Annotated in this window: 24 protein-coding genes; 5 read left to right on the top strand and 19 right to left on the bottom strand. The window is 60.8% G+C overall.

Annotation, left to right across the window (positions count from 1 at the left end):
- Window positions 1-5: 5 nt before the first annotated feature.
- The 9 genes from RAN89_RS00880 to argS form a co-directional block, all read right to left on the bottom strand.
- Window positions 6-425: a putative toxin-antitoxin system toxin component, PIN family gene (locus RAN89_RS00880; protein WP_313867819.1), complete on the bottom strand. Its 420-nt coding sequence runs from the start codon at window positions 423-425 to the stop codon at window positions 6-8.
- Window positions 418-1,692 carry a THUMP domain-containing class I SAM-dependent RNA methyltransferase gene (locus RAN89_RS00885; protein ID WP_313867820.1) on the bottom strand — a complete coding sequence of 425 codons (1,275 nt, stop codon included), beginning with the start codon at window positions 1,690-1,692 and terminating at the stop codon, window positions 418-420. The genes RAN89_RS00880 and RAN89_RS00885 overlap by 8 nt, the downstream gene beginning before the upstream one ends.
- Window positions 1,689-3,287, bottom strand: a complete 1,599-nt coding sequence (locus tag RAN89_RS00890; RefSeq protein ID WP_313867821.1) for an RNA polymerase factor sigma-54 — start codon at window positions 3,285-3,287, stop codon at window positions 1,689-1,691. Before RAN89_RS00890 ends, RAN89_RS00885 begins: the two co-directional genes overlap by 4 nt.
- Before the next feature lie 115 nt (window positions 3,288-3,402).
- Window positions 3,403-4,179: an LPS export ABC transporter ATP-binding protein gene (gene lptB, locus RAN89_RS00895; protein ID WP_313867822.1), complete on the bottom strand. Its 777-nt coding sequence runs from the start codon at window positions 4,177-4,179 to the stop codon at window positions 3,403-3,405.
- The gene (lptA, locus tag RAN89_RS00900) at window positions 4,176-4,781 is read right to left on the bottom strand and encodes a lipopolysaccharide transport periplasmic protein LptA (RefSeq protein ID WP_313867823.1); all 606 of its coding nucleotides are present in this window, start codon (window positions 4,779-4,781) and stop codon (window positions 4,176-4,178) included. The genes lptB and lptA overlap by 4 nt, the downstream gene beginning before the upstream one ends.
- A gap of 74 nt (window positions 4,782-4,855) precedes the next feature.
- Entirely contained in the window at window positions 4,856-5,788 is a 933-nt protein-coding gene (locus RAN89_RS00905; protein ID WP_313867824.1) for an exopolyphosphatase, read from the bottom strand.
- Between the two features lie 98 nt (window positions 5,789-5,886).
- A complete protein-coding gene (locus RAN89_RS00910) occupies window positions 5,887-6,543 on the bottom strand; it encodes a thiol:disulfide interchange protein DsbA/DsbL (protein ID WP_313867825.1) in 657 nt (218 codons plus the stop codon).
- A 60-nt stretch (window positions 6,544-6,603) separates the two neighbouring features.
- Complete coding sequence (locus RAN89_RS00915; RefSeq protein WP_313867826.1) at window positions 6,604-7,275, bottom strand: SPOR domain-containing protein; 672 nt, start codon at window positions 7,273-7,275, stop codon at window positions 6,604-6,606.
- Window positions 7,276-7,296: 21 nt separating this feature from the next.
- Window positions 7,297-8,994 (bottom strand): arginine--tRNA ligase, encoded by a 1,698-nt coding sequence (argS, locus tag RAN89_RS00920; protein ID WP_313867827.1) that lies wholly within the window; start codon window positions 8,992-8,994, stop codon window positions 7,297-7,299.
- A gap of 144 nt (window positions 8,995-9,138) precedes the next feature.
- Between argS and RAN89_RS00925 the strand changes: the two genes are divergently transcribed.
- Window positions 9,139-9,444 (top strand): PsiF family protein, encoded by a 306-nt coding sequence (locus RAN89_RS00925; protein ID WP_313867828.1) that lies wholly within the window; start codon window positions 9,139-9,141, stop codon window positions 9,442-9,444.
- Window positions 9,445-9,488: 44 nt separating this feature from the next.
- On the opposite strand, the gene RAN89_RS00930 is transcribed toward RAN89_RS00925, so the two are convergent.
- The 7 genes from RAN89_RS00930 to recG all read right to left on the bottom strand — a co-directional run bounded on the left by RAN89_RS00930 (window position 9,489) and on the right by recG (window position 18,360).
- Entirely contained in the window at window positions 9,489-11,399 is a 1,911-nt protein-coding gene (locus RAN89_RS00930) for a putative bifunctional diguanylate cyclase/phosphodiesterase (protein ID WP_313867829.1), read from the bottom strand.
- An 18-nt stretch (window positions 11,400-11,417) separates the two neighbouring features.
- Window positions 11,418-12,278: a 4-hydroxybenzoate octaprenyltransferase gene (gene ubiA / locus RAN89_RS00935; protein WP_313867830.1), complete on the bottom strand. Its 861-nt coding sequence runs from the start codon at window positions 12,276-12,278 to the stop codon at window positions 11,418-11,420.
- Window positions 12,279-12,347: 69 nt separating this feature from the next.
- The gene (locus RAN89_RS00940; RefSeq protein WP_313867831.1) at window positions 12,348-13,319 is read right to left on the bottom strand and encodes a LysR substrate-binding domain-containing protein; all 972 of its coding nucleotides are present in this window, start codon (window positions 13,317-13,319) and stop codon (window positions 12,348-12,350) included.
- Between the two features lie 49 nt (window positions 13,320-13,368).
- A complete protein-coding gene (locus RAN89_RS00945; protein ID WP_313867832.1) occupies window positions 13,369-14,259 on the bottom strand; it encodes a DMT family transporter in 891 nt (296 codons plus the stop codon).
- 66 nt (window positions 14,260-14,325) lie between these two features.
- A complete protein-coding gene (locus tag RAN89_RS00950) occupies window positions 14,326-15,267 on the bottom strand; it encodes a hypothetical protein (protein WP_313867833.1) in 942 nt (313 codons plus the stop codon).
- Window positions 15,268-15,307: 40 nt separating this feature from the next.
- Window positions 15,308-16,159, bottom strand: a complete 852-nt coding sequence (locus tag RAN89_RS00955) for a substrate-binding periplasmic protein (protein ID WP_313867834.1) — start codon at window positions 16,157-16,159, stop codon at window positions 15,308-15,310.
- A 98-nt stretch (window positions 16,160-16,257) separates the two neighbouring features.
- Window positions 16,258-18,360: an ATP-dependent DNA helicase RecG gene (gene recG, locus RAN89_RS00960; protein ID WP_313867835.1), complete on the bottom strand. Its 2,103-nt coding sequence runs from the start codon at window positions 18,358-18,360 to the stop codon at window positions 16,258-16,260.
- Window positions 18,361-18,428: 68 nt separating this feature from the next.
- Between recG and RAN89_RS00965 the strand changes: the two genes are divergently transcribed.
- The 3 genes from RAN89_RS00965 to queA all read left to right on the top strand — a co-directional run bounded on the left by RAN89_RS00965 (window position 18,429) and on the right by queA (window position 21,270).
- Complete coding sequence (locus RAN89_RS00965; RefSeq protein ID WP_313867836.1) at window positions 18,429-19,412, top strand: Bug family tripartite tricarboxylate transporter substrate binding protein; 984 nt, start codon at window positions 18,429-18,431, stop codon at window positions 19,410-19,412.
- 52 nt (window positions 19,413-19,464) lie between these two features.
- Window positions 19,465-20,094 (top strand): hypothetical protein, encoded by a 630-nt coding sequence (locus RAN89_RS00970; protein WP_313867837.1) that lies wholly within the window; start codon window positions 19,465-19,467, stop codon window positions 20,092-20,094.
- A 90-nt stretch (window positions 20,095-20,184) separates the two neighbouring features.
- Entirely contained in the window at window positions 20,185-21,270 is a 1,086-nt protein-coding gene (queA, locus tag RAN89_RS00975; protein WP_313867838.1) for a tRNA preQ1(34) S-adenosylmethionine ribosyltransferase-isomerase QueA, read from the top strand.
- A gap of 3 nt (window positions 21,271-21,273) precedes the next feature.
- Here queA and RAN89_RS00980 read toward each other — a convergent pair whose 3' ends face one another.
- Together RAN89_RS00980 and RAN89_RS00985 are read right to left on the bottom strand one after the other, a co-directional pair.
- Window positions 21,274-21,648 (bottom strand): hypothetical protein, encoded by a 375-nt coding sequence (locus tag RAN89_RS00980; RefSeq protein ID WP_313867839.1) that lies wholly within the window; start codon window positions 21,646-21,648, stop codon window positions 21,274-21,276.
- A complete protein-coding gene (locus RAN89_RS00985; protein ID WP_313867840.1) occupies window positions 21,649-22,062 on the bottom strand; it encodes a hypothetical protein in 414 nt (137 codons plus the stop codon).
- A 59-nt stretch (window positions 22,063-22,121) separates the two neighbouring features.
- On the opposite strand from RAN89_RS00985, the gene tgt reads away from it, so the two are divergent.
- Window positions 22,122-23,333, top strand: a complete 1,212-nt coding sequence (gene tgt / locus RAN89_RS00990; RefSeq protein ID WP_313867841.1) for a tRNA guanosine(34) transglycosylase Tgt — start codon at window positions 22,122-22,124, stop codon at window positions 23,331-23,333.
- 125 nt (window positions 23,334-23,458) lie between these two features.
- On the opposite strand, the gene RAN89_RS00995 is transcribed toward tgt, so the two are convergent.
- A complete protein-coding gene (locus RAN89_RS00995; RefSeq protein ID WP_313867842.1) occupies window positions 23,459-25,039 on the bottom strand; it encodes a methyl-accepting chemotaxis protein in 1,581 nt (526 codons plus the stop codon).
- Window positions 25,040-25,090: the final 51 nt, after the last annotated feature.

Below are 25,090 nucleotides of genomic sequence, written 5' to 3' on the forward strand. Positions count from 1 at the left end.
GCTATTTAAAAGATAGCGGCTCGCGCAGAGGCACCGAGCGCCAGAAGGCGTTTTGCCATACAAAGTACTGCGTGGTCCTTGCTCAGCACCAGGCATTGGTGGGCCACGGCCAGGTCGATAAAGCGCTGGTCGTCCGGGTCTTTGCAAGTGACAGGGGCTTTGGGCGCGGGGTCCACGGTGTGCACCCAGGCATCACGCGCCGCCAACACCTCGCGTGGCTCCAGCCCATAGAAGGCCAAACGCTTGGCGATTTGGGGATAGCTCAGCACTCGTGCCAGCTCTTGGCGCATGGCATCGGTGGACAGCCATCGGAGCTGGCCAGCCTCCAGGGCCTGACGCAGCGGCAAGGTCAAGGGGTCTTTGAACACCAAGACATCGAGCACGATGTTGGTGTCCAGCACGATGCCGGGCACCGGCTCAGTCATGTGATTGGGAAGCAGCAGGTTTGGCGAGTCGGCCCTTGACCATGTCGAACTTGAACAGACGGCACTCCAGCGGGCCGTTCCACATGGGCACTCGACGGGACTCTTTGAGGCGCATTTTGCTGGGCAGCTTGAGGTCGGGAGTGAGCATCCAGGCGGTCCATCCACTGTAGTTCTTTTTCCAGTGGCTGGCCAGCTGGTTGAAGAAGTCCACGCCGTCGTCCGCCTCTGCCAGCTCGCGGGCGCCGAAACGGGCACCTTCGCCCTCACCCGCCACGCCGCCTATGCCGATACGCTCGCCGTACGGCGGGTTGATGACCATCACGCCACCACCGGTCTCGCTCACATCAATCGGGGGCATACGCTGCAAAGCATCACCGCCGCGGAATTCGATCACATCGGCCACCCCGGCGCGCTGCGCATTCCGTTCAGCAAAGTCGACCATCCGGAAAGACACATCACTGCCGTAAATCAAGGCTTTCTGGCCTGGCTCCGGCTTCACAACAGCGTCAGCAGCTTCTTTTTTCATAGCAGCCCATTCCTCGGAGCGGAAGGGCTTGTACTTCTCAAACGCAAACCGGCGCTGGGAGCCGGCTGCGATGTTGCAGGCAATCTGCGCAGCTTCAATGACAACGGTGCCGCTACCGCAGCAAGGGTCGTACAAAGGCAGTAAATCGTCGTCACCCGATGCCCAGCCGCTGGCAGCGATCATGGCGGCCGCCAGGGTTTCTTTGAGTGGCGCATCGCCCTTGTCTTCACGCCAGCCCCGCTTGAACAACGGTTCGCCGGAAGTGTCGATGTAGAGCGAGCAGGCATCGGTGGTCAGGTGGGCGTAAATGCGCACATCGGGCCATTGGGTATTCACGTCCGGCCGCACACCGCCCGCCACTTCGCGAAAGCGGTCGCACACGGCGTCCTTCACTTTGAGCGCCGCAAAGTTCAGCGAGGTGAGCGGGCTGTGCTGGGCAGTGACTTCCACCTTGATACTTTCGCGCGGAGTGAACCAGCGCTCCCACGCCACTTGCATGGCGGCGCGGTACAGGTCCTGCTCGCTGCGGTATTCGGTGTACGACACCAGCACCAACACCCGCTGGGCCAAGCGGCTGTACAGGTTGAGCAGCATCGCATGCTCAAACCCGGTGCGCACGGCCACGCCCCCGCGCTGCTTGGTGATGCAGCCGGGTGGTAAGCCGGTGATCTGCAAAATCTCCGGCGCCAGATATTCCTCCACGCCGGCGGCGCAGGGGAGAAAGAGAGTCAATTGGTTCATAGCGCTTTGCGGAGTGAGGCGGGGGCAATCTTCAGGCCCTCGCGGTATTTGGCCACGGTGCGCCGGGCGCATTCAATGCCCTGCTCTTTGAGCATGTCGGAAATCTGGTTGTCGCTCAAGGGCTTTTTCGGGCTCTCGGAAGCGATGAACTGCTTGATCAGCGCCCGCACCGCCGTGCTGGAGGCGTTGCCGCCAGACTCAGTGCCCAGGCCGGAGCCGAAGAAGTACTTCAACTCAAACGTGCCGAAGGGCGTCGCCATGTATTTGGCAGTGGTCACCCGGCTGATGGTGGATTCATGCAAGCCCAGTTCGTCTGCAATTTCGCGCAGCACCAGCGGGCGCATGGCCAGTTCGCCATGGGTGAAGAAGTTTTTTTGACGCTCCACAATCGCTGTGCTCACGCGCAGGATGGTGTCAAAGCGCTGTTGGATGTTCTTGATAAACCAGCGCGCCTCCTGCAGGCGCTGCTGCAGACCGGCGTGGCTGGAGCTGGCTTTGTGGTTGCGCAGCACATTGGCGTAAATGTCGTGCACCTTGAGGCGCGGCATCACATCCGGATTCAGTTGCACCCGGAATTTGGGCATTCCGCCCACCTTGCCGATGGGCACCACCAGCACATCAGGCACGACGATATTGCGCTCCACATCCATAAAGCGGCGGCCGGGCTTGGGCTCCAGACGGGCTATGAGTGCAATGGCCTCGCGCACCAGAGCATCGCTACCCACACCTGCTTGCACGAGGCGCTTGATGTCGCGACGGGCCAGCAGTTCCATGGGTTGCTTGCAAATGGCCAAAGCCACCTGCAGTACCTCAGTGCGATCCAATTCGCCATCTTCATCCGCGGTGGTCAGCAATGCCCGCAGTTGCAAGCGCAAACATTCACCCAAGTCACGCGCACCGACACCGACCGGTTCCAGGCTGTGAAGCAGGCCCAATGCCACAGTGAAGTGGTGCACCAGTTCGTGGAGCTGCTCTTCGTCGGCAGGGTGCAGACTCTGGGCTAGCTCGGCCAGCGGGTCTTCCAGGTAGCCGTCGTCGTTGAGGGACTCGATCAGGAAGCGCAGTGCGGCCGCATCCTCGGCGCTCAAGCGCAAAGCGGCGGCTTGGCGGTGCAGAAAGGACTGCAAAGACTCGCCCGAACGTGCCAGTTCGGTCGCATCCTTCTGCTCGTCGTCGTCCAGGTTGTTGGTTTTGGCTTTGGCATCCACACCCCATTCGCCGTCGTCGGGGGTCATCTCAGTGGTGCCGTCGCCCTCCCAGTCGGGTTCATCGCTGCCGGACAGCGGAGTCGTCTCATCCTCATTCGAGCTGCTAGCGCTTGTACTGCTTGCGTAGTCAGCTATCGAATGAGGAGCAAAGTCAGCCTCTTCGGATAGACGGTCTCCATCACTCACCGGTGCATCCACCGCATCCAGGCCAAAGTCTTCCCGCTCAGCACGCTCTTCGGTGAGCTCCAGGAAGGGGTTTTCGTCCAGCATCTGCTCCACCTCCTGGCTGAGCTCCAGCGTGGAGAGTTGCAGCAAGCGGATGGATTGTTGCAGCTGCGGGGTGAGCGCCAGATGCTGCGAGACGCGTAAAGACAATCCTTGCTTCATGTCAAAACAAGCCTGTCATCGGAGAGAGCGGCAATTTGCCGCAGGGCCGCCCCAAGGCAAATTTGCCCCCTTGGGGGGCAGCGACCCGCACAGCAGTGGAGCGTGGGGGTCATGGTCACATCTTGAAGTTTTCGCCGAGGTAGACACGGCGGACATCGGCGTTGTTCACGATATCGGCCGGAGTGCCTTCGGCCAGCACGTGCCCGTCGCTGATGATGTAGGCGTGGTCGCAAATACCCAGCGTTTCGCGCACGTTATGGTCGGTGATGAGCACGCCAATGCCTCGTGCCTTCAGGAAATTGATGATGCGTTGAATCTCGATCACCGCAATCGGGTCGATACCTGCAAAAGGCTCATCGAGCAGGATGAAACGCGGCCTTGTCGCCAGCGCGCGGGCTATTTCCACCCGACGGCGCTCGCCACCGGAAAGGGCCAGCGACGGAGACTCCCGCAAATGCTCGACACGGAGCTCTTGCAGCAAATCGGTAAGCCGGCGCTCGATCTCAGCCGGCTTCAAAGGCGCACCGGCATCATCACGCTGCAGTTCCAGCACCGCACGCACGTTGTCTTCCACATTGAGCTTGCGGAAGATGGAGGCTTCTTGCGGCAGGTAGCCGAGCCCCAAGCGGGCGCGCCGGTGGATCGGCATGTGCTCGATGCTCTGGCCGTCAATGGTGATGTCGCCTGCGCTGGCGCGCAGCAGACCCACAATCATGTAAAACGAGGTCGTTTTGCCGGCACCGTTGGGGCCCAGCAAGCCCACCACTTCACCGGTGCGCACTGCCATAGAAACATCTTTGACGACCTGCCGCTTGCCGTAAAACTTCTGAAGGTGGCGGGCCTCAAGCCGCCCGGTAGCGCTGTCCGGGGTATCGGGTACTGCTGCGTTCACGGAACAGCTTTCTCAATCTGGGTCGTGGGCTTGAGCACCGTACCTGCGGCGGGTGGCGTCGTGACCGGATCGGCCTTGGGGGTCAGCATGGCACGCACACGACCTGCGGGTGCAGCCGCTGTCTTGGGGGTGCCATCTACGGTAAAACGGTCCGTCAGGTTTTCGTACATGATGACCGCACCGGTCACCTCGTCGGCCACCGTCGCCCCCCGCAAGCGGCGCATCTGGGCTTTTTGGATGAAGCGCACAGTATCGGCCTTGCCGTCGTACTCAATGGTGTCCCCCTCGCCCTCGATGAACTCATCCAACCCGTCCCGCTTCTGGCGGAAGAAAGCCTGCTTGCCGGGAGCTCCGGTCACCAGACCATATTGATAGCCCTCAGGGTCTTGTCGCACCTCGATTTGGGCGCCACGAATCAGGATGGAGCCCTTGGTGAGCACTACATTGCCGGAAAACACACTGACCTGCTTGAGGTCGTCGTACCGCAACGCGTCCGACTCCACGTTCATCGGTTTGTTGCGATCAGCCTTTTCGGCCCGAATACCCTCCGCCACACCGCACAGGGCCAGCAGGACTGACAAGGACAACAGGATTTTTTTCATAAGGGCACGAAACTTGCTCGAAGAGCGCTCGCTGCATTGTACCGAGCGCTTCAGGCTTCATGCCCTTGGTGCGCTCAACCGTCGGCGTTAATTTTGCTGATCAGTGCTTGAAGCACATCAGCGGCCTGCGCGTTGTCGACCTGGCAGGTTCCCGCATTGGCATGGCCGCCTCCGCCGTAACTCAGCATGAGCTCCCCGATATGGGTGTTGGAACTGCGGTTGGTGATGGACTTGCCGGTGGCAAACACGGTGTTTTGCTTCTGCAAACCCCAGAGCACGTGGATGGAAATATTGGTCTGCGGGAACAATGCATAAACCATGAAACGGTTCACGGCGTAGATGGTTTCTTCATTGCGCAAGTCCAGCACCAGAAGGTTGCCATGGACCGTGGAGCAGCGCTGCAGCTGCTCCTTGGCCTTTTCGGCATGCTCGAAATACAGCTCCACGCGCTCCACCACGTCCGGCAACTGCAGAATTTCGTCGATGCCATGGTTACGGCAGTACTGAATCAAATCCATCATCAGCTGGTAATTGCTGACGCGGAACTCGCGGAAGCGACCCAAGCCTGTGCGCGAATCCATCAGATAGTTCAGGAGCACCCAACCGCTAGGGTTCATGATCTCGTCATGGCTGAAACGCGCAGAGTCGCCCTTGTCTACCGCTTCCATCATGTCGTGAAAGCGCGCGGGAAAGCGGCTGGCACCGCCATAGTGGTCGTACACCACGCGGGCAGCAGAGTCCGCATGCGGCAGGATGATGTGGTTCGGGCGTTCGCCGGTGTTGCGAATGGTCTCGGATTCGTGGTGGTCAAACGCCAGGTGCACACCCGGCACATAAGGCAGGTTGGTGGTGATGTCGCGGTTGGACACCTCTACCTTGCCGTCTTGCATATCTTTGGGGTGAACGAACTTGATGTCGTCTATCAAGTCCAGCTCGTTAAGCAGGACGGCGCATACCAGCCCATCGAAATCGCTACGGGTAACCAGACGGAATTTCTGACTCGACATTGAACGAACCCCTTGACGCAAAGATAAGGAAATTCATTCTAGCCCCGCCTTTGGTGGTGTGCGGCGGTCAGGCGCAAAGCCGAACCGCCGCCGTCGCATCAACCGCGGCCGGCGCGAACGTCAGCGACCAGGGACTCCACCACTTGCAATGCGCGGGGCATATTGCCGGCGAGAGAACCATCGGTGTAGAAACGACCGGCAATACCCAAAGCTGGCACGCCTTCCACCTTGTAAGCGTTCTGCAACTGGGCTGCTTTACCTGCCTTGGTGGCTACCGTAAAGGAGTTGTACTGCGCCACGAACTTGTCCTTGTCCACGCCTTGCTGAGCCACCCATTCCAGGATGGCTTCCGGTCGGGCAAGGTTTTGTTTTTCGTTGTGAATGGCGTTGAACACTTTGGCGTGTAATTTCTCCACCAAGCCCATGGCTTCCAAGGTGTAGTACAGGCGCTGCTGAGGTACGAAGCTTTCCTGGAATGCAACCGGCGCGCGACGGAAGGACACGTCTTTCGGCAGGGTTTTGATCCAGCCCTGCAACAGGGGCTCAAACGCATTGCAGTGCGGGCAGTTGTACCAGAAGAACTCGACCACTTCGATCTTGCCAGTGGGGGCTTCGGTCGGTGCGCGGGGGTCCAGCGGCAAGTAATCGGTTCCCGCTTGGGGCTTCTTGGCTTGGGCCTGAACCCGGGGAGACCAAGCCGTGGAAGCGACCAGAGCGGCGCCCGTGGCCATGTGAGTGAATGCGCGACGTTTCATTTCAAAAGACTCCATAGAGGCGGTGTGAGTGGACCCACCGCCGAAAGTTCCGGGAAAGACTCAGCGTTGAACGCGAACCAGCGCCGTTTCCAAGCCGGCCTTGTCCATTTTTTCCTTGGCTTTGTCGGCATCTTCCTTCTTGTCGAAGGGGCCTACGCGTACGCGGAAAACCTGCTTGCCGGAGAGCTCCCGCTCCGAGATCTTGGTCTCGATGCCACTCAGTGACAACTTGGCGCGCTGGCTTTCTGCATCTTCTGCAGAGCGGAAAGACCCGACCTGCACCCAGTAGGTAAACACATCGCCATCCGCCGCACCAGCTTTGGCCTTGGCCAAGTCACCCAGTGGGTCGGCGGAGGCCTTGGCGTCGGCCTTCGCATCCGGCTTCGCTGCAGCTTTGGGGTCTGCCTTGGCGTCCGCTTTCGGATCGGCTTTTGCTTCAGGCTTGGCCTCTACCACCTTGCCCGCGGCTTTGGCACCCGAAGCAGGCGTGCCGGGCACGGTAGCCACAGGCACTGCCGGCGCTGGATTCTTGCCATACATGGGCGCGTTCGGATCCCAGTTTTTGTTCTTCTGGGCTTCAGCCGCATCCTGGTCCGCACTGCGGCTTTGGCTCTTGTTCATGAAAGGCACCGGCACCTTGGTGACGTACACCGCCACCGCCAGAGCGGCGCCCAATCCCACCACCACGCCCACGATGAACCCGACCAGGGTCCCGCCACGCTCGTTCTTCATGCCTTGCTTTCTTTGAAGGAATTACATCTTTTGCGGGGCACTCACGCCCAGCACGGCCAGCCCATTGTGCAGCACTTGCGCAGTCGCCGCGACCAGCGCGAGGCGGGCCAACTTGACCGACGCATCATCCACCAGGATGCGCTCGGCATCGTAGTAGCTGTGGTAGCTGGCGGCCAGTTCGCGCAAGTAGAAGGTCACATCGTGCGGAGCCTCGCCGTCTGTTGCGGCGGTCAGCATTTCGGGGAACTTGGCCAACAGCAGCATCAAGGCCTGTGCTTGGGGACTTTCCAATGCCGAGAGGTCCACCCCCTTGAGTACAGCCACATCGCCACCCCAGCTTGCCAGCACCGAACAGATGCGCGCATGGGCGTACTGCACGTAATAGACGGGATTGTCATTGTTCTTCTGCACGGCCAAATCCACATCGAAGGTGTACTCGGTGTCGGGCTTGCGGCTCAGCAGGAAGAAGCGCACGGCGTCCTTGCTGGTCCATTCAATCAAGTCACGTAAGGTCACATAGCTGCCCGCGCGCTTGCTGATCTTGACTTCTTCGCCCCCGCGCACCACGCGCACCATGGTGTGCAGCACGTAGTCGGGGTAGCCCTGGGGAATGCCCACATCGGCCGCTTGCAATCCCGCGCGCACGCGGGCGATAGTGCCGTGGTGATCGGTGCCCTGGATGTTGACGACCTTGGCAAAACCGCGCTCCCACTTGGCGATGTGGTAGGCCACGTCCGGCACAAAGTAGGTGTAGCTGCCGTCCTTTTTGCGCATGACGCGGTCTTTGTCATCGCCGTAGTCGGTGCTCCTGAGCCAGAGCGCGCCGTCCTGCTCGTATGTCTTGCCGTTGGCGACCAGTTTATTGACAGCGGCTTCTACCCGACCGCTGGTATATAGGCTGGATTCCAGATAGTACTGGTCAAAGTGAAGGTTGAAGGCCTGCAGGTCCTTGTCCTGCTCATTGCGCAGGTAGGCCACGGCGAATTGGCGGATGTTGTCGTAGTCATCCACATCACCATTGGCGGTGAACTCGCGGTCATCGGCCTTGATGGAGGCCTTGGCCTTGAAGGCTTCGGCAATGTCGGCAATGTAGTCACCGTTGTAGAAGGCCTTGCTCTCCGGATTGTCGGGGTCAGTAGGCCAGCAGCTGTCGCCGGGCTTGAAGCCCTTGGCACGCAACTGGGTGCTTTTGGTTAGCGTGTCGATTTGTACACCCGCATCGTTGTAGTAGAACTCTCGGTGTACCTTGTAGCCCTGGCTGGCAAACAGGTTACAAATGGCATCGCCCAGCGCGGCCTGACGGCCGTGGCCCACGTGCAAGGGACCGGTGGGGTTGGCAGACACAAACTCCACCAATACCGGCTTGCCGCTCTCAGGCTGGTAGCCGAAACGTGCGCCCTGTCCCAGCACCTCACGCACCACCTCCTGCTTGGCAGCAGGTTTGAGGCGTATGTTGATGAAGCCGGGGCCGGCGATTTCGATGTCCTGTACCCACTGTTGGTACACCGGTGTGGCCAGCAATTCGCCGCGCAGAGTTTCTGCAAGCTGGCGAGGGTTCATTTTCAGCGGCTTGGCCAGCTGCATCGCAGCGGTGGTGGCGAAGTCGCCATGGGCGGCAACTTTGGGCGACTCAAAGGCGGCCTTGGGGCCAGCGCCGGGTGAAAGTTTTTCCAGGCAGGCGGCCAGCGCCTGCAGAAGTTCGTTTTTGACAGTAAGCATCCGTGGATTTTACGGGCCACGGAAAACCGCTGTTTCTGTGACTTTGTCATCGCAGACCGTCATCGGGCCGTTGTATGCTGAGGTTCCCTTTCCGGGATTTCTGCAACGGCAGGTCTCTGCCAACTTTTTCACACAGGACTACAAATGAAGCAACTGATCTCTCTCATGGCTTTGGGTCTGGCTCTGGCAGTGGGCGGCGCGCACGCTGCAGATGACAAGGCACCCACCGCACAACAGAGCAAAATGAAGACTTGCAATGCGGAAGCCAAAGACAAAAAGGGCGACGAGCGCAAAGCCTTCATGAAAGAGTGCCTGAGTGCCAAGCCTGCAGCCGCTGAAGACGGCAAGACAGCACAACAAAACAAAATGAAAACCTGCAACGCCGACGCCAAAGACAAAAAGGGCGACGAGCGCAAAGCCTTCATGAAAGAGTGCCTGAGCGCCAAGTAATCCCGCTGAACAACAACCGACAACCCGGCCAGTGGCCGGGTTTTTTACATCAGGCTTTGCAAGTAGCTTGCGGCAAAACTCTCAGGTGGCACGGGGCGTCCAAAGTGATAGCCCTGCCCGGTAGCGCAACCGATAGCGAGCAACATATCGCGAGCCCCTTCCGTCTCCACCCCTTCAGCATGCGGAACCATCTGCAAGCTCGCGCCCATTTGAACGATGGCTGCAACGATAGCCTGTTGTCCGGGGTCTGCAAGCATGCCCCGCACAAAAGACTGATCGATTTTGATTTTGTCAGTGGCAAACCGTTGCAAGTAGCCCAAGTTTGAATAACCCGTACCGAAGTCATCAATGGCGAGCGACACGCCCAATGCCTTCAGGCTGTGGATGGTGTCCGCCAGTGTCGCCGCATCCCCCATCAATACGGACTCGGTAATCTCCAGTTCCAGACAATGCGCGGGCAAGCCGGATGCGCTCAGCGCCTGTTGGACCGCCCCCTCCAGCCCACCGCGATGAAACTGGACGGGTGAAATATTCACCGCAACGATGAGGGGCTGCCCCGCGCGCTGCCACAGTGCGATCTGCCGGCAGGACTCCACCAAAACCCAACGCCCCAATTCCACAATCAAGCCAGAACGCTCTGCGGCTTCAATGAATTCAGCAGGCCCCAACAAACCGCGTTGTGGATGCTGCCAGCGAATCAGCGCCTCGCAACCCAGCAGACGCCGATCGCGCATATCCACCACCGGCTGGTAATGCAGCACGAATTCATGGCGGGCCAGTGCCGTTTGCAGCTCAGCGACCAGCCGCGGGCTCGCGCTCATATCGTCCTGCATGGTCAGGTCAAAGAACCGGTAGCTGTTGCGCCCGGCTTGTTTGGCCTTGTACATGGCCAAGTCCGCATGGCGCAAAAGTGTCTCAAAGTCGCCCCCGTCTGAGGGATAGATTGCCAAACCGATGGAACAGGAACTCGATATTTCGGTTCCCTGAACCCGGTAAACCCCACCCAGATGCGCCAGAACCTCGTCAGCAGCGCGGCGGACCGCAACACTGTCCGGGACATCCAGCAAGCCCACCAGAAACTCGTCCCCGCTTTGCCGCATCACGATGTCTGACGCGCGCACGGCCGCCCTCAAACGTTGGGCGATCTGCTGCAAGAACTGGTCGCCGGCCATATGCCCTACCGTGTCATTGATGGATTTGAAGTTATCCAAGTCCACAAACATCAAAGCCACCTGCCCCTGACGCAGCCGCGCCTGCTCAATCGCGACCTCCATCTGGTGGCGCCCCAGGCTGCGGTTGGGCAGCCCGGTGAGCGCATCGTGCTGGGACAGATACGTCAAATGCGCCTGCGATTGGCGGTAGCCTTCTATCTGGACCTCCAGAGCTTCCGCCATCTTGCGCCTGTCAGACACCGTGCCCCAGACGGCGTACGCACCTGCCAACAACATGACCCACACGTCCCTCAGCAACTCCAACTCGGTGTTGTTGCGGGTGTTATGCCGCCAACCCAGCACTTCGGTCGCCAGGGTCATCACGGTGGCAAAGAGCAGCATGGCCGCCAGCAACTGGAGGAACACCCGGCGCCCGACCAAAAGCCCGGCCATGATCAAGATCAGCGGATAGGCCAGCAAGGCCACATCGCGCAGAGCATCGCTGAGCCACATCAGGCAAGACACCGTCGCCCACACGGCCCACATGATTACGGCAAACCCCCGTTGGGACTGGTGCTTCAGGCCATACCACCAGCCAAACGCGGTGCCCAGGACCCCTGCCATGAAGGCCATGGCGATAGGCCATTTGCCCACCGCAGCGTAGGACAGGCCTATCGGCACCAAAGCCGCCAAAGTGCCGCCGGCCACCTGTTGGAGCCGCCGCCTGTGGAACTCCAGCGTATTCCATTCAGCCTTCAACGCAGAGGCCGGCGGGACACGGGGAGCAGGTGTGGGGGTTTTCATAGGCAGGCCCAGCAAAAACTAAGACAAACCGGTGCCCAGCACCGTGCCGGCGAACACCGAAAATCCCACCCAATGGTTGAGGCGGAAGGCTTTGAAGCACCCTTCCCTGGAGCGGTCCTTGATCAACGTGCCGTGCCACACCACCTGGGCCATGGCCACAAGCACGCCCAGCCACCAGCCCCAGGGCGCCTTCAGACCGGGCACCACCAGCAAGGTCCAGGCCAGCAGATACACACCGTAAAACACCATGACTGCCATCACGTCCCAACGCCCCAGTGTGATGGCGGATGTCTTGATGCCTATGCGCAAGTCATCGTCACGGTCCACCATGGCGTATTCGGTGTCATACGCCAGCACCCAAAACAGATTGCCCACCAGCAAAGCCCAGGCCTGCCACGGGATGTCAGCGCGCACTGCCGCATAGGCCATGGGAATGCCGAAGCTGAATGCCACCCCCAGCACCGCCTGCGGCATGGCCACATACCGCTTGGCATACGGATACACCAGCGCCACCGCCAGCGCCGCGAAGGACCATGCGATCGTCACTGCATTGGTAGTGAGCACCAGGCCAAAGGCCGCCAGCGCCAGAACCGCCCCCACGGCCAAGGCCTCGCGGCTGGAAATCCGCCCACTCGTGACGGGGCGCTGTGCCGTGCGTTTGACGTGCTTGTCGAATTCGCGGTCGGCCACGTCATTCACACAACAGCCCGCGCTGCGCATGAGGATGGTGCCCAAGGTGAACACGACGATGAGGTGCCAACCCGGAAAACCGCCAGCCGCCAGCCAGAGGGCCGACAGCGTGGGCCAGAGCAACAGCAACCAACCGGCGGGCCGGTTCCAGCGGATCAGGTCAAGGTAGAGGCGAAGTTTGTTATGCACAGAATTACTATCAATTTCATAGCTACTTGCGCAAATTCCAAGAGCGCTAGCAGCACTTCTTACTCAAAATCAGGAGAGCCTGCTCACCCCCGGCAGTTCACAGCTGTAAATGGCATTGCGCAATGCGGCAATCGCCTCATAGCGGGTAAAACTGCGGCGCCAAGCCAGCACCACACGGCGGGTGGGAGGCGGCAGGCTGCTGCCATCGGAGCGGGTGTCCAGTACCGGCAGGTACTTCACAAAGCTAGTCTCGACGCCCCGCTTTTTGGACTCCAGCGCCTCTTTGGGAACACTCAGCCGCGGAACCAGGGTAATGCCCATGCCGGCCGCGACCATGTGCTTGATGGTCTCCAGCGACGAACCTTCAAAGCTCTTGCGAATGCCCTCGGCATCGCTAGAGAAGCGGGCGAACTCGGGGCAGACTTCGAGCACGTGGTCACGGAAGCAATGGCCGTTGCCCAGCAGCAGCATGGTCTCATTCTTGAGTTGCTCAGCGGTCACCGAGGCCTGCTGCGCCAATGCATGGCTGGAGGGCACGGCGGCATAAAAGGGCTCGTCATACAGCGGGGCCAGCGCCAATCCGGTGTCGGGAAAAGGCTCCGCCAGAATGGCGCAATCGATCTCGCCGGTGCGCAGCATTTCCAGCAGCTTGACGGTGAAGTTCTCCTGCAGCACCAGCGGCATCTGCGGGCTTTTGGTGATCACCTGGCGCACCAGGGCCGGCAGCAAATAGGGAGCGATGGTGTAGATCACGCCGAGCTTCAAGGGCCCGGCCAGCGGGTCCTTGCCACGCTTGGCGATGTCCTTGATATTGGCCGCCTGCTCCAGCACGCTTTGGGCTTGGCGCACGATTTCTTCGCCCAGGGGCGTCACGCTCACTTCGTTCGCGCTGCGCTCGAAGAGCTTCACGTCCAGCTCCTCTTCGAGTTTTTTGACTGCCACCGACAGCGTGGGTTGCGAAACGAAGCAGGCGTCCGCCGCTTTGCCAAAGTGCCGCTCGCGGGCGACGGCGACGATGTATTTGAGTTCTGTGAGCGTCATGACAGCATTCCCTCCGTGTCAACCATGATGCCACGGCCGATAGCCTGAATCAATGAGCATGCCCTTGGGGTTCTATGATGACCAAAGCAATGCCACACACCAGCAAACCCGCCCCGCCCCAGAACGCGGCATCCGGTGTTTCGCTGAAAAATGCCGCGCCCAGCGCTGGGCTGAAGAGCAAGAGAGAAAAGCTGCCCGCCTCTACCGCCGAGGCGTCGCCCGCGCGGTAGGCGAAAAAGTAGCCCAGGTAAATGCCCGCTGCAGCCACGCCCACCAAGGGCAACAGCGGCCACAAATGGCTGGACACCGCAGGCAAGTCAAATCCGGTGAACAGGCCAAAGGTCAGCCAGCACGCAACCTGGCTCCAGGTGAGCACCGCAATCGGATGCTCGGAGCCGGAGTACTTCTTGAGCACAATACCCAGCATGGACTCCATCAAGGCGCCGAACAAGGCCACCAGAGCCGCGGGACGGAAGGCCTCTGCCCCCGGTTGCAAAATCACCAGCACCCCGCCAAAGCCCACGGCCACGCCGGTCCAGCGCAACCAGTGCGGCTTCTCGCCCAGGAAGAAAACACCCAAAGGCAGCATAAACAGCGAGCCCGTCATCAAAAACGCACTGGCTTCCGCCAGCGGCAGATGCGACACCGCATACGCCGCACACCAGGCGGAGGTCACGATGAAACAGGCCCGCAGCATGTGAAGCCAGGGCTGACGGGTGCGCACCACCCGCCCACGGGTAGCGATCCACACCGGCACCAACATGGCCAGCACCACCGTCGCCTGCAAAAACAAGACCTGCTTGGGCAGGATGCCTTGGGCCATCAACTGCTTGTTGCAGGCATCCAGCACCGACCAGCAGAACATGGCCAGAACCACCAGCATCACGCCGCGGGTGTTGCCGGACAGCGCGTTCCAGCGCATGAGAAAACGAGAAACCATAAATGGGAAAAACGGGCGCGGACGCCACTGCAAAGCGCTCCACTATAGCGGCCCGGGATGACGCCTTCAGGTCGTGACGGCGCTGCTCCGCTTGAGACTGTCGCGCAGCATCTCCAAACGCTCTTTCCATGCGCGCCGCACGTCCGGCGGCATGTTCTTGAGCACGCGGAAGGAATGCGGATCCTGGTTACCGTCCGCGTCCAGCACATTGATTTCAAGCTCACCGCCCAAAGAGGTGATAGTCGCCCCCCTGAGGGTCGTGTGGGCCGTTTGCTTGCCGGAGTGCAGGGTGATGCGCCCGGTGGCATCCAGGTCAATGAACCATTCGATGCCGCCTTTGCCGTCCAGACCGATCTCGCTGTTGGTACCAGTGAATCCGGCCACCCGACGCCATTGGGCGATCTGCTCTTCGGGCGGCATCGCCACAGCTTTACCCTTGGCTTTGGCGGCCGCGCGGATGGCTGCAGCCTCTTCGGCTTCCCGCTTGGCTGCCTCTTCGGCCTCCAGCCGGGCGGTACGTTGGTGCTCAAGACGCTCGACCCAGACCTGGATCTGCTTGGCAAAGCCGATGAACTGGTCCGCCACTTTGGTGGGCACATGGTCCAGACGCAATACCGCGTCTTCTTCGGTGGCCTGAAAGGCCATGCTGTGCCAACCGGTGGGCAAGGTCGGATCCTGCCCGGGTTTGGGGTTGTTGATGGTGCGCACCATGCGCGATAGCTCAATGCGCAAACCCAGGGCATCAAAAGTCACGTCCAGCGGACCGGTCTTTTCCATGGCGGTCTGCTTGTCGTTGGCCTTTTGGCTGTAATGGGCCTTGCGGGCCTTGACGCGTACTTTTCCGGCTCCCTTGAGCATGTCCACGCTGAATCCATGGGCTTCAAAGCGCTGGCCGCCAGGAATTTTGGATACCGTGGTGCGCAACCAGAAGGCCTGCAGTTCGGCGTACAGATAGGCACCCAACGAAAGCACAAACACTGTGCCCAAGCTCCACCAAATCCAATCCATGTGTCCACTCATCCGGCGATGTTAATCGGACTGCGGCGACTCAGCGGCACGCCTGCGTTTCCGCAGACGTCACGCAAGGCACAAATCGCTCCCGGATACGCTTGTAGCTGCCGTCGTTCATCATGGCCTGCAACGTTCGGTCCAAGGTCGCCACAAACTCCGGCGTGTTGCTCAGTCGGCTCAAAGCGAGCAGTCCGGGGTCATCCGAAGTCACCACACGCGTCTTGACCACGGCGTTGCTCAGCCCCAGGTTCTGCAACTCCACCCAGGCACTGACCTCGTCAGAAATCAGCCCGTCCAGACGCCCCATTTGCAGCAGGCCCCAGGCACTGCGGCGGGAGGTCAGTGGCTGCGTGCGGGCAAGAAAGTCCGGGTTCTTGATGAGTTCGTCATATTCGGCCCCGTACGCCACGCCAAGCTGGATGCCCAATCTGAAGTCCGTGCCCACCATGTCCGCCAGGCGGGTGAAGGCAAAGCGCTGGCTCGCCGCCTTGCTCATGAACAGCACATTGGGAGAGCGGTTGACCGGTCTGGAGAAATACGCAAACTTCTCACGCTCCGGCGTTTTGCGGGCGCCGGGCAGGATATCCAGTTTGCCGGCCTCCAGCTCCACCAGGCCGCGCGCCCAGGGCATCTCCTGCCACTGTGCAGCGCAATCCATGCGACGCAGTGCCTCGCGCACCAACTCCACATAGAAGCCGGTAGGCTGCCCGTCGGCACCGCGATAGGAGTAAGCACCGTCGTCATACCAGCGGACGGACTTGTTGCAGGTAGCTGCCATGGCACCCGCCTGCAAAGCTCCGCACATCAGCATTGCCCACACAGGGCACCATCTCGTCCAGTAGCTCATGCCATCCCGCCTCCACTTCATGGCCACCCCGCATGTTTCCATGCCTGGATGCACCATGTCAATACGCTTTGCTGCACATGCTTGCTACTATTTCGATAGCTATCCACGCATATTCGACGGGGGCCGTCGCCTGATTCCATTCAGGCCTTGAGAAATTCTGCTTTCCCACCCAACCAGCGGGCCACGTGCTTGGCCGCAAGGTGCGGGTAGGTATCGAGCAGCATAGGGGCCTCGACTTTGGCCCAGTCCAGCAGCTCGGTGTCGGTGGCCAGGTCCGCAAAGCGCAGCATGGCCTCGCCGCTCTGGCGGGCGCCCAGAAACTCACCGGGGCCACGGATCTCCAGGTCTCGCCGGGCAATCTCAAATCCGTCATTGGTCTCGGCCATGGCCTTCAGCCGCTCCCGCGCTGCTTCGCCCAGTCGTGGGGCGTCGCCGGTGGAATACAGCAGCACACAGGCCGATGCCGCAGCGCCCCGCCCTACCCGCCCGCGCAACTGGTGCAGCTGGCTGAGGCCGAAACGCTCGGCATGTTCAATCACCATCAGCGAGGCATTGGGTACATCCACCCCCACTTCAATGACCGTCGTGCTTACCAGCACCGACATCAGCCCCGCGGTGAACGCGCCCATGACGGCCTTTTTGTCATCCACATGCATGCGCGAGTGCAGCAGCCCGATCAGCACCGGCTGACCGTCTGCGCGGGTGGCGCCTTGCAGAGCTTCCGCCAAGTCGGCATGGGTCTGCGTGGCATTAGTCAGGTCCAGGGCCTCGCTCTCTTCAATCAGCGGGCAGACCCAATAGACCTGCCGGCCTTGGCTGATCTGGGCGCGGATGCGCTCAATCACTTCGTCACGCCGCGCGTCGTTGACCACTTTGGTGACGATGGGTGTGCGCCCGGGGGGCAGCTCGTCCAGGGTGGATACGTCGAGGTCTGCGTAGTAGCTCATCGCCAGCGTGCGCGGGATAGGCGTCGCCGTCATCATGAGCAAATGCGGCTCCATATCCTCGTGGTGCAATTTGTTGCGCAGGGCCAAGCGTTGCGCCACGCCGAAGCGGTGCTGCTCATCGATGATGGCCAGGGCCAGGTTCTTGAACTTCACCTTGTCCTGGATGATGGCGTGGGTGCCCACCACGAGCTGCGCCTCACCACTCTCGATCAAAGCCAGCATGGCCCGCCGCTCCTTGGCCTTTTGGGTACCGGTGAGCCAGGCGGTGGTAATGCCCAAGGGCTCCAGCCAGCCCAGCAGCTTGCGGAAGTGTTGTTCCGCCAATATCTCGGTGGGCGCCATCAGGGCGCACTGCCAGCCCGCATCCATGCAAATGGCGGCAGCCAACGCTGCCACCACGGTCTTGCCGGCGCCTACGTCACCTTGCAGCAAACGGTGCATGGGAATGCGGCGCGCCATGTCCCTGGCAATCTCTTCACCCACGCGTTGCTGCGCATTCGTGAGGCCAAAAGGCAGCGCTGCCAGCAGCCGTGCATGCAAAGTGCCGCCTTCCTCCGCTTGGAGCTGAGGAGCCTTGAGGCTGGCGCGTTCACGCCGGCTTTGCAACTGGCTGATTTGCTGGGCCAACAATTCTTCGGCCTTGAGCCGTTGCCAGGCCGGGTGACTGTGGTCCATCAGGGTATCGATGGAGACATCCGGCGTGGGGTGGTGCAAAAACTGTAGCGCATCACGCAATGTCCACAAGGGCTTTTGACCTTTTTGAGGCGAGCGGTGTTGCAACCATTCCAGATCGCCGGGCGCAAAGGTATCGCTCAAATCGGCGCGCGCCAGGCCGGAGAGCACCGCCTTGCGCAAGTAAGCCTGGGGCAGGCCTGCCACCGTGGGGTAGACCGGTGTGAGCGCGGTCGGCAGATCACCCCCGGCGGCTTTGAAAGTCGGGTGCAGCATGGTGCGCCCCAGAAACCCGCCTTTGACCTCTCCGCGCACCCGCACCTTGTTGCCTACCGCGAGCGCCTTTTGCTGCGAGCCATAGAAGCTGAAGAAACGCAGGGTGCAGGTGTCGGTGCCGTCGTCCACGGTCACGATGAGCTGGCGGCGCGGCCGGTAGGTCACTTCCTGGTGGGTGACCGTGGCTTCAATCTGGACCGGAGTGCTATCGCGCACGTCGATGAGCTTGACGATGCGGGTTTCATCCTCGTAGCGCAGCGGCAGGTGCAAAGCCAGGTCGATGTCCCGGCGCAGTCCCAGCTTTTCGAGGGCTTTTTGCAACTCGGTTTTGGGCTTGGCGTCAGGCATGGGCGCATTGTGCCGCACTACACTGGGGTGTTTGCCTGCCAACGCAGGCCCACCCCTAAGGAGACCCCATGAAAAAATGGATTGCACCGCTGACCGTCGTGGCCACCCTGCTAGGCGGCGCTGCCAGCGCCCCCAGCTACGCCCAAACCGCTGCGTACCCTTCCAAGCCTATCCGGCTGGTCATCCCCTTCCCGCCCGGAGGCGGCACCGACATCCTGTCCCGCCTGGTCGCCAGCAAGCTGACCGAAAACTTCCAGTGGACCGTAGTGCCCGACAACAAGGCGGGTGCCGGCGGCACTATCGGCATTGCCGAAGCCATCAAGGCGGCACCCACAGGGTATGACATGGTTATGGGCCAGAAAGACAACCTGGTCGTGGCCCCTTGGCTGTACGGCAACCTGCCCTGGGACCCGACCAAAGACCTGGTACCCGTGGCCCACGTGGCCTATACCCCCGTAGTGATCGCAACGGCAGCCAACTCCAGGTTCAAGACACTGGCCGATGTGGTGGCAGCCGCCAAAGCAGCGCCCGACACCATCACCTACGGCTCGCCCGGCAACGGCACCACCATTCACCTTGCCGGCAACCTGTTCGAAAAGGCCGCCAAGGTCGACATCCGCCACATCCCCTACAAAGGCTCCAACCCTGCACTGATGGACGCGCTGGCAGGTAATGTGGATTTGTTGGTGTCCTCTGTGCCATCCGCAATCGCCCAGATCAAGGCAGGCAAACTGCGCGCACTGGCGGTGACGTCTGCGGCCCGCAGCACCTCGCTGCCCGATGTGCCTACCGTGGCCGAGTCGGGCTACAAGGACTTTGATGTGAGCACCTGGTACGGCCTCTTCATGCCGGCCGGCACACCTGCCAATGTGGTCACGCTGATGAACAGCAAGGTCAACGAGCTGCTGGCCAAGCCTGAATTCAAAGAAGCCATCCACGCCCAAGGAGCGGAGCCTCAGGCCATGAAGCCCGAGCAATTCGGCAACCTGCTGAAAGCCGACTACGCCAAGTGGAAGGGCATCGTGCAGGCATCGGGCGCCAAAGTGGAGTAACTGATAGCGCAGCGGCGGTTTCAGAAGCCCAAGGCCATGCCGATAACACGGCATGGCCTTTTCTTTGTGCGCAACAGAAGCTCCACGACCGGCAGGCACCGATCGCACTGAACATGAGCGGCGATGGCAAGAAGCCGTGGCCGCTAGCGTGCGGCACAGCGTATGCCACTGGTTTCCCCACAATTTTTACTCTCTGTGCCACGCATTTGCGGTGGTGGGCTCCAACCTGGCAAGCATTGCCTCCGGAAGAGACTACCGGCCCGTGGCCGGGCTTGCGGCTATTGACGCTGGCGATGGCGAACTCATTGTGATGAACGAAGACCACGCCTTCGGTTTAGAGGCAGGGGGCGCCTACCATTGCTGGATAGAGTCCACCCATAGCGAGCCCACAGAGTTGATTGACCTGACCTTCGGCCATAACCACTTGTACGCGCAGGCCAATGGCTATGCATGGCATGGCGAGGAAGCTCCGTCTTTCCTGTGGGGGCCTTTTGATGCCCTGGCCATCACCGGCCCGCTGAGCCATGTGCAGCCGGGATTCGGCAAACACCGGATCTGGCTGCAGGAAACACCCGCCGGCGCGGGGTGGATGGAGCGACACATTGCCGCCAACGAGCAGGCCTATGTGAAGCTCACCACCGAAGCGCTGTGTCACTACCGCGAACTCACGTTGCAGGCCTGAGCGAGCCAGTGCGCAGGGGTGAAGTCCGCCTGTGGGAAAATCACTGCCTTTCTTATTCCTTGGAACGGGCCTGTCCGGCCCTCAAGCACCATGTCTTTGCCTTCCCCTGACGCGCAACGCGTCTTCACCCTCAGCGATTTCGATTTTGAGCTTCCCGAAGCGCTGATTGCCCAACACCCCGCCGCAGAACGCAGTGCCTCCCGCCTTCTGGACGGCACAGGCGATGTGTCTGTAGACCGCATCTTCAAAGACTTGCCCGGCCTGCTGCGTGCAGGTGACTTGCTGGTGTTCAACGACACCAAGGTCATCAATGCCCGGCTCTATGGGGAAAAGTCCACCGGCGGCAAGGTGGAGCTGCTGATTGAGCGCGTGCTGGGCGGCAACCAGGTGGCTGCCCACATGCGCGTCAGCAAAAAACCTGAGGTGGGCGCCACCATCAAGATGACCTGTGCCCCCGGCCAGGAAGACGGCCTCAGCGCCACCCTGCTGGGCCGCTGGCCCAACGTGGACGGGCCCATCTACCGTTTTGTGCTCAGCAACGACCGCGGCGACGACCCCTACACCCTGATGGAGCGCCACGGCCATGTGCCCCTGCCGCCCTACATCACCCACAGCGACTCACCGGAGGATGTGCAACGCTACCAGACGGTGTTTGCCAAGAACCCCGGCGCTGTGGCCGCTCCGACCGCCGCCTTGCATTTTGACGAAGGGGTGTTTGCCCAGTTAGACGCCATGGGCGTGGAGCGCGCGCACGTGACGCTGCACGTGGGCGCAGGCACTTTTCAGCCGGTCAAGACCGAGAACATCGCCGAGCACCAGATGCACAGCGAGTGGTACAACGTGCCGCTGGAGACTCAAGAAGCCATTGCTGCTTGCAAGGCACGGGGCGGGCGCATCGTCGCGGTGGGCACCACCAGTGTGCGCACCCTGGAGAGCTGGGCCAAAACAGGTGTATCCAGTGGCGACACCAACATCTTCATCACGCCCGGTTTTGACTTCAAGCTGGTTGATGTACTGGTGACCAACTTCCACCTGCCCAAAAGCAGCCTCATGATGCTGGTGAGCGCCTTCACGGGTTACGACTATGTGATGGGCCTGTACCGCGACGCCATCGCCAGAGGCTACCGCTTCTTCAGCTATGGCGACTCCATGCTGCTGACTCGCCGCCCTGGCTGAAAGCTAGACCACCTGCCGCACCAGCCCCTGCTGCCGCAAGCCGAAGAGCTTTTGCTCCAAGCGCTGCAGGGCGCTGGCCGAGCCAACGCTAGTGCCGGAGCGGGATTCGATTACCGCGCTGCAGTGAAATCTTCGAAATTCGCCGGGCATCACAAAGGGCTGGCACATGGCAGTTACCCTTTCGTAGGCGTTGCCGTACACCGGAGCCAATGCAAGCAGCACCCGCCCCTGGCCCCACGGCATCAAGAGCTCCGCTTTTTCTAGCACGCCATGCAGGTGTTCCGCCAGGGCCATTTGCAGCTCCTCCAGATATTCAAGGTCGGCTTCAGCGCAGATGTCTGCCCACCCGTCGATCTCCAGCAGCACCAGTTGCTGCAATCACTCACCGCCCCGGTGCCGCAATGCGGCGGCACGGGTTTCCAACTGGTTGGCGCCTGACTGCAACAAGGGTAAACGGCTCCGGTCCATGTGTGCCAGCGCTTGTGTCAAGACCCGTACGAGGCGAGCGATCTCATCTTCACCCCCTGCACGCAAGCGCAGAGGGATACCTTTAGTCATCAGGGCTTGCAGCCCGTCCGCCGCATCGCGCAAAGGTCGGAACATGCGCCACAGCACCAGCAGCACCAAAGTAGTAGCGAGCAGGGTGGCGACCAGCGTGGCCGCCAACACGCCCACAGGGGTCAGCCACGCAGGCTTCAGCGTTACCAGCGCAATCAGACACAGCAAAGGGATATGGGTGGCGACAAACGCAATTAGAAAACTGCGGACTGCGACGGACTGGAACCAGGACATATGAGAGTTCTCCAACGTGGACTTGGCTCTCTGCGGAGCGCTTCACCGACAATATACCTATGCTGAAATTTGATTTGCTTACAAACGACCCCGCCAGTGCCGATGGCAGCTACCTGGGCAGTCACGCCCGCCGCGGGCGCCTCACGCTGAACCACGGCGTGGTCGAAACCCCCATCTTCATGCCCGTGGGCACCTACGGCACCGTCAAGGGCGTGATGCCGCGCAGCCTGCATGACATGAATGCCCAGATCATTCTGGGCAACACCTTCCATCTGTGGATGCGTCCCGGCCTGGACGTGGTGCAAAAGTTCGGCGGCCTCCACCAGTTCGAAAAATGGGACAAGCCCATCCTCACCGACAGCGGCGGCTTTCAGGTCTGGAGCCTCGGTGAAATGCGCAAGATTTCCGAAGAAGGCGTGAAGTTCGCTTCTCCTGTGAACGGCGACAAGCTGTTCCTGACGCCCGAGATCAGCATGCAGATCCAGACCACGCTGAACTCCGACATCGTGATGCAGTTCGACGAGTGCACGCCCTATTTGTCGGTGGAGCCCAAAACCAAAGGCCAGATCACCACCGAGCGCGAGGCCCGCAGCTCCATGGAGTTGAGTTTGAGGTGGGCCAAGCGCTGCCAGGACGAGTTCGCCCGGCTGAACAACCCCAACGCGCTCTTCGGCATCGTGCAGGGTGGCATGTTTGAGCACCTGCGTGACGAATCGCTGGCGGGACTGGAAGCGCTGGACTTCCCCGGCATTGCCGTGGGTGGCCTGTCGGTGGGCGAGCCCAAGGACGACATGATGCGCGTCCTGAAGCACATCGGCCCCAAGCTGCCCAAGCACAAGCCCCACTACCTGATGGGCGTGGGCACGCCAGAAGACCTGATTGCCGGCGTCCAAAACGGCATCGACATGTTCGACTGCGTGATGCCCACCCGTAACGCGCGCAACGGCACCCTGTTCAGCCGCTATGGCGACCTGAAGATCCGCAACGCCCGCCACAAGAGCGACGAGCAGCCACTGGACGTGACCTGCACCTGCTACGCCTGTGCCGGTTCGTCAGGGCTGTCATGGGCCAACGGCGGACGCGAAGGCTTCTCCAGAGCCTACCTGCACCACTTGGACCGCTGCGGCGAAATGCTGGGCCCCATGCTGGCCAGCGTGCACAACCTGCACTACTACCTGAACCTGATGCAGGAAGTGCGCGACGCGCTGGACGCAGGCCGCTTTGGCGCATTCGTGCAGCAGTTCCACGCCGACCGGGCACGCGGGGTGTAAGTAGCGCCCGAACGCTTGCAGAAAATAAAACGGGGCCATCAGGCCCCGTTTTATTTTGCTATTTATTTCGTAGCTGCTCGCGCATACTAAACGCGCGCCAGAGCCCGATTGGAGCCTGATTCTGCTCACAGCTTGAAGGTTGCCACCACCTGCACCAGATCATGGGCCTGACTCTTCAGGCTGCTGGCAGCCGCTGCCATCTCTTCCACCAGGGCGGCGTTCTGCTGGGTAGCCTGGTCCATCTGGGTGACTGCTTCTCCAACCTGAGAGACTCCGGCACTCTGTTCTGAGCTGGCGGCACTGATTTCTCCCATGATGTCTGTCACCCGCCGGATGCTGCTGACCACTTCGGTCATGGTTTCACCAGCTTTGTCTACCAGACTACTGCCTTGCTCTACCCGCTCTACGCTGGCGTTGATCAGGGTTTTGATTTCTTTGGCGGCTTCGGCACTGCGTCCTGCCAAGCTACGGACTTCGGATGCCACCACGGCAAAGCCCCGGCCTTGTTCTCCTGCTCTAGCGGCTTCTACGGCTGCATTCAGGGCCAGGATGTTGGTCTGGAAGGCAATGCCGTCAATGACGCTGATGATGTCTGCAATTCTTCGGCTGGACTCATTGATGCCTTTCATGGTCTCCACGACCTGGCCGACGACTTCTCCACCTTGAATAGCCACGGTAGAGGCATTCATGGCCAGCTGATTGGCCTGGCGGGCGGAGTCGGCGTTTTGTTTGACGGTGGAGCCGAGTTCTTCCATGGACGCTGCGGTTTCTTCCAGAGCGCTGGCTTGTTGTTCGGTGCGGGCGGAGAGGTCGTTGTTGCCTTGGGCGATTTCGGCGCTGGCGGTGGCGACGGATTCGGAGCCTTCCCGAACGCGGGACACCACATGAGCCAGCTTGGACTGCATTTGCTCCAGACTGCTCAACAACCGCCCCAGCTCGTCCGAGCCTTTGGTCAACACCTGGCCGCTCAAGTCGCCATCGGCAATGCGGCCGGCGAGTTCCATGGCCTGACGTACCGGCTGGATCACGCTGGTGGGAATAATCCAAATGAGCGCCAAGCCCACGACCACAATAACCAACAGGGCGCCCAACATCGCGCGCTCTGCCGATGCCACTGTATCTTTCACCTTGAGGGCCGCATTGGCGGTGCCGTCCAGGTTGAACTTGAGGATTTTCTCCATCGCCGCGTAGGCCTGATGGAATGCCGCTGGTGCTTTTTCGGCAAAGTCTTTGCGCGCCAAAGTCAGCATTTCTTCCGCGCCGCCAGCACCCTCCACCGCATCCAGTCCCACGCTGACCACCTTGAAATACGTGTCACGCTTGGCCTGGTAGTCCGCAAAAAGCGCTTTTTCCGCATCCGCCTGAGGGTCTCCAGCCTCGTACGTAAGCAGAGTCGCGGCATACACCTCGGTGGCCTTGGTCAAAGCTTCGCCGTTCTCTTTCAAGCGCTTTTTGAAGGCGGCTGCGTCTTCCAGATCACGCCCACCCACACGGTCGCTGACCAGCAGGTAGTGGTCTGCCACGTAGCCCTTCATATTGCCGAGGTTCTCAATGGCCGGAATCCAGGAGGTGGCTACTTCGCCCGACTCAAACTTCACCGACACATTGCGGTAGAGCGAGTTGGCCGCGCTCAGAATGGCCAGCGCCAGAATGATGGCCAGGCCCAAGGTGATGCGTGCGCGAATGCCCAGACGGTTCAGGTTCATGTGTTTCCTCGGTGGCTAACGCTTCCAACGCGCATTTGTATGAAAAACGAT

Origin of the sequence: Rhodoferax mekongensis, assembly GCF_032191775.1 — a bacterium.
Classification (GTDB): Bacteria; Pseudomonadota; Gammaproteobacteria; order Burkholderiales; family Burkholderiaceae_C; genus Allorhodoferax; species Allorhodoferax mekongensis.

Bases quoted from the DNA above. Each gene is read 5' to 3' on its own strand.
- RAN89_RS00880 (WP_313867819.1), bottom strand. From the start codon at position 425: ATGACTGAGCCGGTGCCCGGCATCGTGCTGGACACCAACATCGTGCTC.
- RAN89_RS00885 (WP_313867820.1), bottom strand. From the start codon at position 1,692: ATGAACCAATTGACTCTCTTTCTCCCCTGCGCCGCCGGCGTGGAGGAA.
- RAN89_RS00890 (WP_313867821.1), bottom strand. From the start codon at position 3,287: ATGAAGCAAGGATTGTCTTTACGCGTCTCGCAGCATCTGGCGCTCACC.
- lptA (WP_313867823.1), bottom strand. From the start codon at position 4,781: ATGAAAAAAATCCTGTTGTCCTTGTCAGTCCTGCTGGCCCTGTGCGGT.
- RAN89_RS00905 (WP_313867824.1), bottom strand. From the start codon at position 5,788: ATGTCGAGTCAGAAATTCCGTCTGGTTACCCGTAGCGATTTCGATGGG.
- RAN89_RS00910 (WP_313867825.1), bottom strand. From the start codon at position 6,543: ATGAAACGTCGCGCATTCACTCACATGGCCACGGGCGCCGCTCTGGTC.
- RAN89_RS00915 (WP_313867826.1), bottom strand. From the start codon at position 7,275: ATGAAGAACGAGCGTGGCGGGACCCTGGTCGGGTTCATCGTGGGCGTG.
- argS (WP_313867827.1), bottom strand. From the start codon at position 8,994: ATGCTTACTGTCAAAAACGAACTTCTGCAGGCGCTGGCCGCCTGCCTG.
- RAN89_RS00925 (WP_313867828.1), top strand. From the start codon at position 9,139: ATGAAGCAACTGATCTCTCTCATGGCTTTGGGTCTGGCTCTGGCAGTG.
- RAN89_RS00930 (WP_313867829.1), bottom strand. From the start codon at position 11,399: ATGAAAACCCCCACACCTGCTCCCCGTGTCCCGCCGGCCTCTGCGTTG.
- RAN89_RS00940 (WP_313867831.1), bottom strand. From the start codon at position 13,319: ATGACGCTCACAGAACTCAAATACATCGTCGCCGTCGCCCGCGAGCGG.
- RAN89_RS00945 (WP_313867832.1), bottom strand. From the start codon at position 14,259: ATGGTTTCTCGTTTTCTCATGCGCTGGAACGCGCTGTCCGGCAACACC.
- RAN89_RS00950 (WP_313867833.1), bottom strand. From the start codon at position 15,267: ATGGATTGGATTTGGTGGAGCTTGGGCACAGTGTTTGTGCTTTCGTTG.
- RAN89_RS00955 (WP_313867834.1), bottom strand. From the start codon at position 16,159: ATGGAAACATGCGGGGTGGCCATGAAGTGGAGGCGGGATGGCATGAGC.
- recG (WP_313867835.1), bottom strand. From the start codon at position 18,360: ATGCCTGACGCCAAGCCCAAAACCGAGTTGCAAAAAGCCCTCGAAAAG.
- RAN89_RS00965 (WP_313867836.1), top strand. From the start codon at position 18,429: ATGAAAAAATGGATTGCACCGCTGACCGTCGTGGCCACCCTGCTAGGC.
- RAN89_RS00970 (WP_313867837.1), top strand. From the start codon at position 19,465: ATGGCCTTTTCTTTGTGCGCAACAGAAGCTCCACGACCGGCAGGCACC.
- queA (WP_313867838.1), top strand. From the start codon at position 20,185: ATGTCTTTGCCTTCCCCTGACGCGCAACGCGTCTTCACCCTCAGCGAT.
- RAN89_RS00985 (WP_313867840.1), bottom strand. From the start codon at position 22,062: ATGTCCTGGTTCCAGTCCGTCGCAGTCCGCAGTTTTCTAATTGCGTTT.
- tgt (WP_313867841.1), top strand. From the start codon at position 22,122: ATGCTGAAATTTGATTTGCTTACAAACGACCCCGCCAGTGCCGATGGC.
- RAN89_RS00995 (WP_313867842.1), bottom strand. From the start codon at position 25,039: ATGAACCTGAACCGTCTGGGCATTCGCGCACGCATCACCTTGGGCCTG.